Origin of the sequence: Actinoplanes sp. DH11, assembly GCF_020873875.1 — a bacterium.
In the GTDB taxonomy this organism is placed as follows: Bacteria; Actinomycetota; Actinomycetes; order Mycobacteriales; family Micromonosporaceae; genus Actinoplanes.
Genome location: NZ_JAHWGU010000018.1, coordinates 142958 through 156178, shown reverse-complemented (window position 1 = coordinate 156178; position 13221 = coordinate 142958). Strand labels below are relative to the sequence as shown.

The 13221-nt window shown below is 70.7% G+C and carries 10 protein-coding genes; 6 read left to right on the top strand and 4 right to left on the bottom strand.

Going from position 1 to position 13221, the window contains the following annotated elements; all coding sequences use genetic code 11:
• Positions 1-181 precede the first annotated feature (181 nt).
• Positions 182-2584 carry an amino acid permease gene (locus LPA41_RS25440; RefSeq protein WP_229073296.1) on the bottom strand — a complete coding sequence of 801 codons (2403 nt, stop codon included), beginning with the start codon at positions 2582-2584 and terminating at the stop codon, positions 182-184.
• 124 nt (positions 2585-2708) lie between these two features.
• Between LPA41_RS25440 and LPA41_RS25435 the strand changes: the two genes are divergently transcribed.
• On the top strand, positions 2709-2975 hold the full coding sequence (locus LPA41_RS25435) for a hypothetical protein (protein ID WP_229073295.1): 267 nt from the start codon (positions 2709-2711) through the stop codon (positions 2973-2975).
• Here LPA41_RS25435 and LPA41_RS25430 read toward each other — a convergent pair.
• Both LPA41_RS25430 and LPA41_RS25425 read right to left on the bottom strand, forming a co-directional pair.
• Positions 2957-3637, bottom strand: a complete 681-nt coding sequence (locus LPA41_RS25430; RefSeq protein ID WP_229073294.1) for a response regulator transcription factor — start codon at positions 3635-3637, stop codon at positions 2957-2959. The genes LPA41_RS25435 and LPA41_RS25430 overlap by 19 nt on opposite strands.
• Positions 3634-4878 carry a histidine kinase gene (locus tag LPA41_RS25425; RefSeq protein WP_229073293.1) on the bottom strand — a complete coding sequence of 415 codons (1245 nt, stop codon included), beginning with the start codon at positions 4876-4878 and terminating at the stop codon, positions 3634-3636. The genes LPA41_RS25430 and LPA41_RS25425 overlap by 4 nt, the downstream gene beginning before the upstream one ends.
• 130 nt (positions 4879-5008) lie before the next feature.
• Between LPA41_RS25425 and LPA41_RS25420 the strand changes: the two genes are divergently transcribed.
• The 3 genes from LPA41_RS25420 (at position 5009) to LPA41_RS25410 (ending at position 8901) form a co-directional block, all read left to right on the top strand.
• Complete coding sequence (locus LPA41_RS25420; protein WP_229073292.1) at positions 5009-5908, top strand: ABC transporter ATP-binding protein; 900 nt, start codon at positions 5009-5011, stop codon at positions 5906-5908.
• A complete protein-coding gene (locus LPA41_RS25415; protein WP_229073291.1) occupies positions 5905-6675 on the top strand; it encodes an ABC transporter permease in 771 nt (256 codons plus the stop codon). The genes LPA41_RS25420 and LPA41_RS25415 overlap by 4 nt, the downstream gene beginning before the upstream one ends.
• Positions 6676-6852: 177 nt before the next feature.
• Positions 6853-8901, top strand: a complete 2049-nt coding sequence (locus LPA41_RS25410; RefSeq protein ID WP_229073290.1) for an immune inhibitor A domain-containing protein — start codon at positions 6853-6855, stop codon at positions 8899-8901.
• Here the strand turns inward: LPA41_RS25410 and LPA41_RS25405 are convergent.
• Positions 8877-9566: a cyclase family protein gene (locus LPA41_RS25405; RefSeq protein ID WP_229073289.1), complete on the bottom strand. Its 690-nt coding sequence runs from the start codon at positions 9564-9566 to the stop codon at positions 8877-8879. The two genes, LPA41_RS25410 and LPA41_RS25405, sit on opposite strands and share 25 nt — an antisense overlap.
• A 121-nt stretch (positions 9567-9687) precedes the next feature.
• Here LPA41_RS25405 and LPA41_RS25400 point away from each other — a divergent pair, with 121 nt between their 5' ends.
• Both LPA41_RS25400 and LPA41_RS25395 read left to right on the top strand, forming a co-directional pair.
• Positions 9688-10317, top strand: coding sequence for a MerR family transcriptional regulator (locus LPA41_RS25400; protein WP_229073288.1), 630 nt, complete (start codon positions 9688-9690; stop codon positions 10315-10317).
• A complete protein-coding gene (locus LPA41_RS25395; protein ID WP_229073287.1) occupies positions 10314-12854 on the top strand; it encodes a VIT domain-containing protein in 2541 nt (846 codons plus the stop codon). Before LPA41_RS25400 ends, LPA41_RS25395 begins: the two co-directional genes overlap by 4 nt.
• Positions 12855-13221 lie beyond the last annotated feature (367 nt).

Below are 13221 nucleotides of genomic sequence, written 5' to 3'. Positions count from 1 at the left end.
GGGCGGCGGCCATGTCGGCTCCCTGGGCAGCACCTGCCACGTCGGCCGCGGACAGCACCTTCCACATCAACTGCGGGCGGTGCCTGCGACATCGGCCGCGCTGAGATCGGACACCTCTGCGGTGCTCCGCGTCCAACCTGCTCCCCTCAGTCATCCGGTCGGTCGACCCTGCTCCCCTGAGTCATCCGGGCGGTCGACCCTGCTCCCCTGAGTCATCCGGGCGGTCGACGTCCGCCGGGTTCGGGTTCTCCGGGCGCCGGCCGCGCGGGGATCGCTGCCGTGGCATCCGCGTGCGCCCCTGTCCCGGCGTCGCGGGGCCGGCCGGATCAGCCGGCTTCGCCCCGGTCTGTCCGGCCTCACCGGCAGGCGCGGGCTCGGCCGCCGACGCGCCGCCCTCTTCCTGCCGATCCCCGGACACACCACCCCCCGCACTGCCGGACGCGGACCGGCCACCACCCCCCGCACTGCCGGACGCGGACCGGTCACCACCCCCCGCATTGCCGGACGCGGACCGGCCACCGCCCTCCACCGGGTCCGGCGATCGCCGTGCTCGCGGCACCCTGCGCTGCGGTGCGCTCCGCGCCGGCGTACCCGAAGTGCCGTTCTCCGTGGACGCCTCGCCGGCCTCCGCGATCACCCGGGAGGTGTCGCCGGCATCGACCGGCGGCACCGGAGCCTCGACCGGCGGCACCGGACGCTGAGGCGCCGACGCACGCCTGCGAGCAGCCGGCGGCGACTGATCGCTTGCCGCGCCGACGGCCCCGATGACACCGTCGGCAGCGGCGCGCGCCGAACCGGATGCGGGCGCGGCGTCGTGGCCGGCTTCGCGGTCAGTGTCGTGGCCGGCTTCGCGGTCAGTGTCGTGGCCGGCTTCGCGGTCAGTGTCGCGGCCGACATCCCACCCTGCGTCGCGGCCGGTTCCGGGAATCGGCTCATCGGCCGGCGGACTGGTCTTCTCCGCCGGTCTGGCTGCCACGCTCCCCGCGCCCGATCTCTCACCCTCACCCACCGCTCTCCCCTCACGAGGAGACACACCGGCATCCGATCCGGGCCCACCGGCGTCCGCGCCAGTCGCACCGGCTGCTCCTCCGGCCCCACCGGCATCCGCGCCGGCCCCACCGGCTGCTGGGTCTGGCGCACCGGCTGCGGCATCGGGCCGCGACGGCACCTCTTCCGGAGGTTGTCCGGTACCGATCACCGCGTACACCTCCGGGTGCTCCCGCCGCAACTTTCTCCCCCAGCGCACGCCCGCCAGGTAGAGCAGGAGGAACGCCAGCGGCGGTGACCAGACTTTCGCCAGGTTGTCCGAATCCAGCAGGATGCCGAACGACGCGACCGTGAGCAGCAGGATGATCACCAGGAAGACAGTGGCGATCCACGGTGCGACAGCGCGGCGCCAGCGCGTTTCGCCGTGGTCACCGCGCCGGAAGTACCGGACGACAGCGATCGACGCGATCACCATGAGGATCAGGACGCCGAGGCCGCCGGAAACGGTGCCGAAGAAGAACAGGTCGGTGGTCGGGTTCCAGCCGGCCAGGGCGAACACCAGCAGCACGCCGAGGGCCAGGCCGGACTGGGCGACGGACGCGGTCACCGGAACGTCGTCGCGGGTGCGGGCCAGCGACGACGGCAGGACGCCCTCACGGGCGACGGTCAGCGCGTACCGGGCGACGGTGTGGTGGAAGGCCAGCATCGCGGCGAACAGGCTGGTCGCGAAGAAGACGCGGGCCAGGTCGATGACGACTGCCGGCAGGTACGGTTCGGGCAGGAAGAAGAACAGGTCGTCGAGGTGGTCGCCGGCGATCGCGACGATCTGGTCGGGGCCGGCGACGACCGACATCACCCACGCGGTGCCGCCGTAAAGCACGGCCGCCACGAGCAGGGTCAGCGCGATCGCCCGGGACACGGTGCGGCGGGGGTCGCGAGCCTCGGCGGCGTACACCAGGGGGGCCTCGAAGCCGACCATGCCGGCCACCGCGGCGACCAGCAACGCCACCCCGCCCGCGCTGGCGATCAAGCCGGGGTTGAGTGTCTCGAAAGAGATCGTGCCGCCCGCCGGATGGGTGACCATGGCGGCGTCGAGGATCAGCACGATCAGCACTTCGGCGCAGACCAGGACGGTCAGGATACGAGCGTTCAAATCGATGTTGAGGCGACCCAGGAGGGCGATCAGCGCCCAGCCGACCAGCGCCCACACCACCCAGGAGATCTCCACACCCAAGATCGCCATCGCATTGTGCGCGGCCACGCCGAAGGCGCCGTACAGGCCGATCTGCATGGCGTTGTAGGCGAGCAGCGCGACGAAGGCGGTGCCGACGCCGGCGGGACGGGACAGACCCGCTGCGGCGTACGCGTAGAAGGCGCCCCTGTTCGGAACGTGCCGTGCCATCGCGGCAAGCCCCACCGCGAAGACGCCGAGCACCGCCGCGACCAGCATGTACGCGACCGGGATGCCTTTCTCCTCCACCTGCCCGTACCCGAGGGGCAGGGCCCCCGCGACGACGGTCAGCGGTGTCATGGCGGAGACCGCGATGACGAAGATCGGCCACGTACCGAGGCGGCGCTCGGCGACCGGCTGTGGCATGGGGCCTCCTATCAACGGTATGACCGCCTCCCATCATTACGTCCACAACGGATCGGCGATATAGAAAGTTCTCGATCATGACGGGTCGGGTTTCGGCACTCACACCTCCGGGTAGCCTGCCCGCATGCCGATCGGACCTCAGCCGCAAGGACGCCGCGGAACGGTCGAGGAGCCGTACAGCCCGCTCAATCTGCGCCTCGTCCTCGCCGCGTTCGGCCTGGTCGTCTGCACGGTGCTGTCGATCCTGCTGTTCCGGGCGGGGTGGACCGTGCCCGGCTGGCTGCTGGCCGCCTGGGCGGTCGCCGCCGCGGTCGACATCGTGGTCGTGCAGATGCGCCGCCGGGCCCGCAAGCGGGCCGAGGGCAACCGGGATCACTCGCTCTTCGAGTGACGGCCCGGTCCGGCCAGTCCGGCATCGTGCACGAGCAGCGCCACCTGCACCCGGTTGTTCAGGTCCAGTTTCGTGAGCACCCGTGACACATGCGCCTTCACCGTCGCCACCGACATGTAGAGCTCGGTGGAGATCTCCGCGTTCGATCTACCCCGCGCGATCAGCAGCGCCACCTCCGTCTCCCGGGCGCTGAGCCGCCCGAGCAGTTCCGTCGCCCGCCCCGGTTCGGGCCGCGAGCCGGCCGCCACGTGGGCGATCAGTTGCCGGGTCACACTCGGCGAGAGGGCGGCCTCGCCGTGCGCCACCCGTAGCACCGCGGCCTTGATCTGACCGGGTGGCGTGTCCTTGAGCAGGAAGCCGCTGGCACCGACCCGCAACGCCCGCAACACGAACTCGTCCGCGTCGAACGTGGTGAGCACCAGGACCTCGGGCGCCTCGGGCCGCTGGCGCAGCAGTTCGGTCGCGGTCAGCCCGTCCACACCGGGCATGCGGATGTCCATGAGCACCACGTCCGGCCGGTGCTCCGCCACCGCCGCGGGCACCTCCGAGCCGTCGCCGGCCTGCCCCACGACCCGTACCTCGTCGTCGCCCGACAAGATCATCGACAGCCCGGCGCGCACCAGCGGATCGTCGTCGACGATGAGGACCCGCACCGGGCTCATGACGCCCACGGCAGCCACGCGGAGAGGACGAACTCGTTGCCGTGCCGTCCGTGGGCGAGGCGGCCACCCGCGAGTGCGGCCCGCTCGGTGAGACCGATCAGGCCCAGCCCGGTGCCCGGGATAGACGCCTCCGGCACGGTCACCGGAATCAGATTGCGGATCTCGATGGTCAGTCCCTCGGCCCCCGACCCGCGGACGGCCACGGACACCGCAACCCCGGGAGCATGCTTGCGCGCGTTCGTCAGGCCCTCCTGAATGATCCGGTACGCGGCCCGGCCGGTCGCGATCGGCACCGCGTCGGGTTCGGCGGTCACGTTCATCCGCACCTTGATGCCCGCCGACCGGGACTCGTCCGCGAGCGCCGGCAGCGCGCTCAACGTGGGCTGCGGCCGTTCCGGCGCGTCGCCCTCGCTGGAATCGGTGGTGCGCAGCACCCCGATCACCGCCCGCAGGTCCTGCAGCGCCTGATGGGCGTTGGATCGCACCACCGCCGCCGCACCGGCGATCTCCGCGGCCGGCGCGTCCGGACGGAACTCCAGCGCCCCGGCATGCAGGCTGAGCAGCGAAATGCGGTGGGCGAGGACGTCGTGCATCTCGCGGGCTATCCGGGTGCGCTCCAGCGCCCGGGCCTGGGCCACACGGAGCTGCTGCTCGGTTTCGGCCCGCTCGGCGCGCTCCCGCCAGCTCACGATCAATTGGCGCCGGGACCGGATCAGCATCCCCCAGAGCGCCACGATCACCACCATCACGTTCCCCCAGCCGAACGTCTCCCAGTAGCCGTCGCCCGTCTCCGCCCGGAAGGCGGAGAAGACGGCGTTGGCACCGGTCACCGCAGCGATGTACGCGGCCAGGACGCTGAACCGCTGGTGGACGGCGATGGTGAACACGACGATCAGCAGCGTCACCCCACTGGCGAGGGAGAAGAAGCTCAGGGCCAGCAGGTAGAGCGCCAGGGGGGCCAGGAACCGGCGGCGCCACCACAGGCCGATTCCGGCGATGCCGCTGAGCACCCCGTCGAGCCCGATCAGCCAGGGTGGCGTACCCGCCCAGCCCTGCATGATGCTCGGATCGGCCTGGAGCATGTCGGCCGTGACGAACAACGTGAACCCGAAGCCGAGGACGAAACAGAGCGTGTCCACCAGCCAGTCCCGGGTGGAACGGCGGACCGGCACGGGTCCGGACGGATCCGCGACCAGCGCGGACGGCCACAGCCAGCGGTACTCGGTCAGCGACGCCCCCACGGAATCGACTTTACGGACCCGTGGCGAACCCCGATACCGACCAAAGTTGTAGGTGAGATATCGACGAAGGTTCGCGGGCATCGACCGTCGGCCGACGCGGCTGGCACGCCTCGGCCAGCACGCTGTCTCCATGATTACGGTCGAGAACCTGACCAAGACGTACGGGGCGCAACGCGCCGTCGACGACGTGTCGTTCACCTGCGAGCCGGGCACGGTGACCGGTTTCCTCGGGCCGAACGGCGCCGGCAAGTCCACCACGCTGCGAATGATCTGCGGCCTCACCCCACCCACCTCCGGGCGGGCCACCGTCTGCGGCATGCCGTACCGGGAACTCGGCAACCCGGGCCGGCGCGTGGGCGTGCTGCTGGACGCCTCCGCGCAGCACGCCGGTCGCACCGGCAGGGAGACGCTGGCCCTGGCCGCGATCACCATGGGGCTGGACACCGCCCGGGTCCCGGAACGGATGGCCCGGGTGGGGCTGGACGCGACCGCCGCCCGCCGCCGGGTCAAGGCGTACTCGCTGGGCATGCGCCAGCGACTCGGTCTCGCGTACGCCATGCTCGGCGACCCGGCGGTGCTGATCCTCGACGAGCCGGCGAACGGCCTCGACCCCGAGGGCATCTTCTGGATGCGTGGCCTGCTCCGCGAGTTCGCCGATCGCGGTGGCACCGTGCTGCTGTCGTCGCACCTGCTGCGCGAGGTGGAGGCGGTCGCCGATCGGCTGGTCGTGATCGGCAAGGGCAAGATCCTGGCGCAGGGCGACAAGGACGAGCTGCTCAGTGCCGCGGGCACGGTGGTACGCGCCAGCGACCCGGCCGCCCTCGAGTCGCTGCTCGACCGGATGGGGGTGACCGCGTCACGGTCCGCGGACGGCTCCCTGCTCGTCCCCACGGACGCGCAGACGCTGGCCCAGGAGGCGACCGCCGCCGGTGTGGTGCTGCTCGAGCTGCGCCCCGCCGGGTCAGGTGGCCTCGAAGAGATGTTCCTGCGACTCACCGCCAACTCCGGCCTCGAAGGAGTCACCCGATGACCGCCGTCAGCAACCCGCCGCAGACTTCGGCACAGACCCTGCCCCTGTCCCGGCTGACCCTGGTCGAGCTGCGGAAACTGGCGGACACCCGAGCCGGCCTCTGGCTGTTGATCATCATAGGGCTGGCCACTGCCGCCACGTCGGGGATCCTGCTGGGCTGGGCGGAGGACGCGGAACAGACGTACGAGGCCTTCTTCACCTTCGGGTTGGCGCCGTCCGCGGTGCTCCTGCCGGTGCTCGGCATCCTCTCGATCACCAGCGAGTGGTCGCAGCGGACCGCGCTGTCCACCTTCACGCTCGCTCCCGCACGCGGCCGGGTGCTGCTGGCCAAACTGGCCGCGGGCACCTTGATCGCGATCGCCGCCACGGTGGCGACCGCGCTGCTGGCCGCGGCGAGCAACGCCATCGCCGGGCTGCTCGGCGCCGACGGCTCGTGGAGCCTCGACAGCAGCCTCCTCTGGCAGGGCCTGCTCATGCAGATCATCTTCGTGTTGATGGGCATCGCCTTCGGCGCCCTGCTGCTGAGCACCCCGCTCGCGATCGTCATCTACTTCGCGCTGCCGACGGTCTGGACGATCCTCGCGGAGAGCATCAGTGGGTTGCGCACCGCTGCGGAGTGGCTGGACCTCAACGTCACCTCGCAGGCCATGACCGCGCCCGACATGACCGGTGGCGAGTGGGCCAGGCTGGCGGCCTCGGTGGCCCTCTGGGTGGTGCTTCCCCTGGTGCTCGGGGTGGTGAGAGTGCTCCGACGGGAGGTTTCCTGATCCACAACGGTGGGTGTTGGCGTCACGATCTCGCGATCGCGGGTAGCGTCGCGAGACGTGACGCGTACCCTTTTTGCGAGCTTCGCGACTATTGCCGTTACCATCCCGCTCTTCGCCGCCCCCGTGTCCGCCGTACCGCAACCGTCGTTGCCCCCCTCCACACCGGGGACTGCTGCGTTGTCCGCCGCACCACCGTCTCCTGGTCCCTCCGCACCCGAGGCCACGCCGGCCGCGTCCGGGACCGCCGTCGCCGAGGACACCCGGGAGCTCACACCGACCCGGCTCACCCTGAACGGGAAGCCGCTCCCACCGGCCACCTACCGCCCCGGGCCGACGGGACGCCGCGCCGCCGCCGACAGCCCGCCGGTGGGGACCGTACGCACCTGGGCTGGGCTCAACGAGATCGAGAGCGACGTCTACCCCAAGGACTACGAGCTGCGAGCCGTCGGCGAGTACATCGAGGTATGGGTGGCCAAGGACCTCGCCTTCCCCGCGGGCGACTGCCGCGGTGAGGCCACCACGGTGACCGACGCGCAGGTTGCCGACCTCGTCCGCGAGTTCGACGAGAAGATCTACCCCCGGGAGACAGCCGCATTCAGCACCCCGCCGGAGCGCACCGGGGTCAACGCGGGCACCAACGGAGACTTCACCGGCGCCGGTCACCGCACCGTGACCCTGGTGGACAACGTCCGCGACGACAACTACTTCAACTTCCCGGAACGCCCCACATACATCTCCGGCTTCTTCTCCGCACAGCTCAACGAGCTTTTCGATCGCAACGTGCTGACCATCGACGCCTTCGACTGGGCCCACCGGATGGGCGCGAACCCCCGCAACGAGCCGACCGACGACCTCTGCACCAGCCGCCCCGCTCGGCCGTGGATGTACGAGTCCACATTCGCCCACGAGTGGCAGCACCTGCTCACTTACTACACCGATCCGGAAGAGGAGAGCTGGCTGGAGGAAGGACTCAGCGATTACGCACAGAGCCTGACCGGTTATGTCGCGTCCCGCCGGGGCGTTCACCACCTCGGCTTCGACAATCACCTCACCTGTTACCAGGGTTTCGGTGGAGTGAAGACGCTCTACAACCCGAACCCGCGTGACTGCAACGGACCGGCGAACTCGTTGAACCTGTGGGACGAGGGCAACACCGCGGACGGGGTTCTCGCCGATTACGGCATCACGTACCAGCTGATGCTCTACCTGCACGACCGCTTCGGTATGAAGATCCTCTCCGCGCTGCACCACGACACCGAGAACCGCGGCCTGGACGCGCTTGCCGCCGCGCTGCCGGCCGGAACGAACCTTTACGACGTGCTGCACGACTTCCAGACGATGACTCTGGTGGACAAGTCCACCGACGAACCGGACAGCGTCCTCAAGGGAGTGGACCGGGACCGGGTCTCGGCGGCCAGCCTGCGATCGACGGTCAACCTGAGCAGTCCCGCCTCGCACGGCACCCCGGGAGCTCCGCCCAACGGCGCGGATTACGTCCGCCTGCCCAACAGGCTGCGGTCGGTCACCTTCCAGGGCGCCGCGACGCTGCCGCCGAGCCCGCTCGCATGGAAGCTCGACGCCGGCGCTCTCTTCTCCGGCAACGACGCCGACGCCGACGCGGCAGCGGTGCGGCCGGTCGAGGTGCCGGCCCGCGACGCCGTCCTGCGCTTCACCACCACGTACCGCCTGGAGCCGGGCTTCGATCACGGCTATGTCACCGTCTCCGCCGACGGGGGTCGCACCTACCGGACGGTCGCCGGCGACGAGACCGTGACCGGACCGCTGGGCCCGGCGCTCACCGGCATCGCCACGGACGTCAGGCGCAGTTACGACCTGTCCGCTTATGCCGGGAAACGCGTTCTCCTCGGTTTCCGTTACGTCAGCGACAGTGCCGTCAACCGGGGTGGCTGGCACGTTGGCGACATCTCGGTCGGCGCGGTCACGATCGACAGCGCCTCGCTCGACGGCTGGCGTTCGTTCACGCAGGTCCGCCCGCTGGCCGTGCACAACTGGCACGTCACTCTGGTCGGGCTCGGCCGGGCACGGGCCAAGGTGGTCGCGCTGGAGGACTTCGCCAAGCTGCGTGATTACCCGAAGGTCGCGGCGATCGTCGCCTACGACGAACCGACCGGGACGGTCCGGCAGTACGCCCCTTACACCCTGACTGTCAACGGGCAGACCTTTCCCGCCGAGGAGACCGCTCAGCCGGGTGGCAGCACGCCGTAGATCAGGGCGGTGGAACCGGAGCCGGCCCGGTTGATCTGCCCGCCACACAGCACGAACGCCCCGGTGGCGGGCAGCTCGCCGAGATTGGCGAGGATCTCCAGACTGATCCGCCGGCGCCGGTAGACCAGCTTCGAGACGGTGAACTCGGTGTCGGTGCTGACGTCGGGGCTGAACGCGTCGGTCCCGGTGCCACCGCGCTGCCCCAGCCGGCCGGTGGCGATCAGCCATCGCACTGTCTCCGGCGCGAACCCGGGATGGCGGTCGAAATCCGCCGTCCCGAACCTGTTCTCCCAGCCAGTCCAAATGATCACCACTGCTTCGTCGGGGATCCGGCCGTGCTGTTCCTCCCAGCGCTCGATCTCCGCAATGCTCACCGCGTGCCCCGGATCGGCAGCACACGCCGCCCGGACATCGATCCGCACCGCCGGCCGGAACAGGTCCGCCGGGTCGAGCTCGTCGGCGAGCCGCTCCCCCGCGGCGAAGTGGCCGGGCGCGCCCCAGTGCGTGCCGGTGTGCTCGCCCGCCCGCACGGCCCGCAGGTAGAAGCCATCCCGCTCCAGCGTCGCCACCGTCTCCAGTTCGAACGGCGGGTCGCCCGGGAACACGCTCATCCGCGCCGGATCGTTGACGTGCGACAGGCTGATCAGCCGCAGCTTCTCCAGCATCATTCCTCCTCCGGCTCGGCTTGGCCCCCATCGCAGTACCCCCGTACTCCCCGAACCGCAGTAGCCCCGCGTCCGGCTCCGATATTGACAGTGTCACCGTGACAGTGTCAAACTTTCTGGCATGTGGACGATGGAGCAGTTGGTCGAGCGGGCTCATGCGGCTCTCGCCGCCGAGTACCCGGGCGCACCCAACGGACGCGTCCGTGATCTGCCCGACCGCAGGTCTATCCGGTGGTATACGACTATCGGCCTGGTCGACCGGCCGCTCGGGACCCGCGGGCGCAATGCCCTCTACGGGCCACGTCACCTGCTGCAACTGGTGGCGATCAAACGGCGCCAGGCGGCCGGCCGCACGCTCGCCGAGATCCAAGGGGAGCTGGCCGGCGCCTCCGACGAGACCCTCGCGGCCGCCTCCCGGGTGCCCGGCGAGCTTCTGGCCACTGGCGCACCCACGCCGGAGGACGCGGCTCGGCCGCCTTTCTGGAAACACGCGCCGGCAGCCGAGCCGTCACCGGCCTCACCCGACTGGCAGACGGCGCCCGGCTTCGTCAGCTACGAACCCGCCACCGCGCACGGTGACCAGGCTGCTGAGCACGAGCCGGTGCTCACCGGCTTTCCCCTCGGCGCCGGCGTCATCCTGCTGGTGCCCGATCCCCCCGCCGGCCTCGACCGTGACGAGCTCGCCGCGGCCGCCCGACCCTTGCTCGCAATGCTCGCGTCGAGTGGGCTGACCAATGGGAGACACGAATGATCATTTCCGTCAATCCGATGGGTCCGACCGAGCTGGAACGACTCCGGGATCAACCCGACGCCGGCTTCGGCTCACTGCTCACCGACCGTGGCAACCTGCCGCTGGATGTCCTCGACGTGCAGGCCTCGATCAGCGGACTCGTGGTGCGGACCGAGCTGACCGCGGAGTTCGTCAACGCGCACGACACGGCACTCGAGGCCACGTACGTCTTCCCCCTGCCGGATCGTGCGGCCGTCACGGGCATGACGATGACCGCCGCCGACCGCACCGTGACCGCCCACCTGAAGGAGCGCGGTGCGGCCAGGGAGCAGTATGACCAGGCCGTGGCAGCGGGCCAGCGGGCATCCATCGCCGAAGAGGAACGGCCGGACGTCTTCACCATGCGGGTCGGCAACATCGTGCCCGGCGAACGCGTGACGGTCCGGCTGGTCATGGTCGGCCCCCTGCCGTATGAGGACGGCGCAGCCACCTTCCGGTTCCCGCTGGTCGTGGCCCCCCGTTACGTCCCCGGGACGCCGCTTCCGGGACCCTACGCCGGCGACGGCCAACACCCGGACACCGACGCCGTTCCGGACGCTTCGCGCATCTCCCCTCCGGTGCTGCTGCCTGGCTTCCCCAATCCGCTGCGCCTGTCGATCGGTGTCCAGGTCGACCCGGCCGGCTTGGAGCTGGGCGAGGTGCGATCCAGTCTGCACACCGTCACCGATCACGAGGGGACGCTGCGGATCGCCCCCGGTGAGCGCGCTGACCGCGATTTCGTGCTCCGGCTTGCCTACGCCGCCGGCGGGGAGTCGGCCGTCGCCGTGCCCGACAGTGACAGTGACAGTGACAGCAAGGGAGGCACCTACCAGCTCGTGGTGCTCCCACCCGAGGCTGCGGCACCGCCCCGGCCGAAGGACGTGGTGCTCCTGCTGGACCGTTCCGGCAGCATGGGCGGCTGGAAGATGGTGGCCGCCCGTCGCGCCGCGGCGCGAGTGATCGACACACTGACCAGCGCCGACCGTTTCGCCGTGCTCACCTTCGACCACCACGTCGAGAAGCCGGCCGGTCTCGGTGACGGGCTGTCCGAGGCCTCGGATCGCAACCGCTACCGTGCGGTCGAGCACTTGGCCCGCGCCGACGCCCGCGGCGGCACCGAATTGCTGTCCCCGTTGAGTGCCGGGCTGGCCCTGTTGTCCGACAGCACCGGCCGCGACCGTGTGCTTGTCCTGGTGACCGACGGTCAGGTGGGCAACGAGGATCAGATCGTGCGTGAGGTGCGCCCGCTCATCGGGTCCACCCGCGTGCACACCGTCGGCATCGACCGAGCGGTCAACGCCGGCTTCCTCGGCCGGCTCGCCGCGCTGGGCGCCGGCCGGGCCGAGCTGGTGGAAAGTGAGGACCGGCTCGACGAGGCCATGGAGCACATCCACCGTCGCATCGGCGCTCCGGTCGTGACCGGGCTGACCCTGACCGGTGACGGCATCACCCTGATCGAGGAGAGCCGGAGTCCGGCTCGGTTGCCCGGCCTCTACCCAGGGGTGCCACTGGTGATCACCGGTCGCTACACCGGCACGCCGGCCGGCGACCTCACGATCATCGGACGCACGCGTGACGACCAGCCGTTCCGCACCGCTGTCACGGTCCAGCAGCGCGCCGAGCCGGCGGTCACCTCCCTCTGGGCGCGGGCCAGGCTACGGGATCTGCAGGACGCGTATGCGGCCGGCGACCACGCCCTCGAGCAAGAGATCGTGCACACGTCCCTGCGGTTCGGGGTCCTGTGCCGGTTCACCGCGTTCGTGGCGGTGGACGAGCGCGTCGTCAACGAGGGCGGCTCAACGAAACGAGTGACCCAGCCTGTCGAGTTCCCGTCGGGCTGGGAGATGCCGGCTTCCACTCCGGTTCCCCATCACTTCACCGCCGGCGCCGCGCCCGCGCTCGCCTCGTTCGACGCGATGCCGCCGGCGTCGCCGATGGCGCCTTCCCCGCCGCCTCCGGGTCCCGGCCGGCCGGGATTCAGTCCGGTCCGCGCGAAGGCGGGCGGCGTGCTGGGCGCTGCGGCCGCGGGAGGATCGGCACCGCGTGGCTTCATGGCTCCCATGGGGCGGGCGCGGCGGGGCGGACCCATGGCGTTCCAGGACACCGAGCTCGCCGTCTCCGAGATCAGGGACCTCATCGCCGTGGAGGCCGACCGGCTTCGGGAGTCCGGCGGTCTGCCCGCGCTGGACCGGCGCGATCTGCTCGACGACCTGGCCAGCCGCCTGGAAGTGCTGATCACTTCGGTGTCCAGCACCGAGCTCGACCGGCTGCGCGAGCTGATCACGCTGCTACGCGGGGATGCGTCCCTGCAGGAGAAGTGGACGGCCGCATTGCGGGTGCTCGGCGAGCTGTCCCCCGGAACCCACAAGACCGAAACCCATAAGACCGGAACCGAGAAAGCCGCGACCGGCGAGCCCGGAATCGACAAGCCGGCCGCGGATGACCATGCCGACGCCGGCACTGTGGCCGACACCACAGCGCCGCCAACCAAACAGTCCAAGCCGTTCTGGAAACGCTGACGGCCAACCGGCGCACGCCGTTGGCAGCCCTCGCGGCGGTGAACGACAGCCGAGAACCGACCGCATCGGAGCGGTTCCCAGGGACCGCTCGCACCAGGCTTCCGGGCCTGGTGCGAGCGGGTGGCCCCCGCAGCACGGGACGGGTTCGAGACGCCGGACGACCAACAGCCGCTGCGAGATGCCAGCTCTCACGACGCGGCGGTGTCGTCAGTCGCGTCCCGGGACCGTCAAGGGTCGATGTCGGATCACGAACGGCAGGGAGGGCGGGTGCGGATGCCATCGATCGAGCGGCATCCCGCGCCGACCGGGACAGGCCGGTAAGTTGGTTCACCGACGTGCTCGACCGTGGGGGTGGCTTAGTCCGTGG

Coding starts and splice junctions, on each gene's coding strand:
- LPA41_RS25440 (WP_229073296.1), bottom strand. CDS start 2,584: ATGCCACAGCCGGTCGCCGAGCGCCGCCTCGGTACGTGGCCGATCTTC.
- LPA41_RS25435 (WP_229073295.1), top strand. CDS start 2,709: ATGCCGATCGGACCTCAGCCGCAAGGACGCCGCGGAACGGTCGAGGAG.
- LPA41_RS25430 (WP_229073294.1), bottom strand. CDS start 3,637: ATGAGCCCGGTGCGGGTCCTCATCGTCGACGACGATCCGCTGGTGCGC.
- LPA41_RS25420 (WP_229073292.1), top strand. CDS start 5,009: ATGATTACGGTCGAGAACCTGACCAAGACGTACGGGGCGCAACGCGCC.
- LPA41_RS25415 (WP_229073291.1), top strand. CDS start 5,905: ATGACCGCCGTCAGCAACCCGCCGCAGACTTCGGCACAGACCCTGCCC.
- LPA41_RS25405 (WP_229073289.1), bottom strand. CDS start 9,566: ATGCTGGAGAAGCTGCGGCTGATCAGCCTGTCGCACGTCAACGATCCG.
- LPA41_RS25400 (WP_229073288.1), top strand. CDS start 9,688: ATGTGGACGATGGAGCAGTTGGTCGAGCGGGCTCATGCGGCTCTCGCC.
- LPA41_RS25395 (WP_229073287.1), top strand. CDS start 10,314: ATGATCATTTCCGTCAATCCGATGGGTCCGACCGAGCTGGAACGACTC.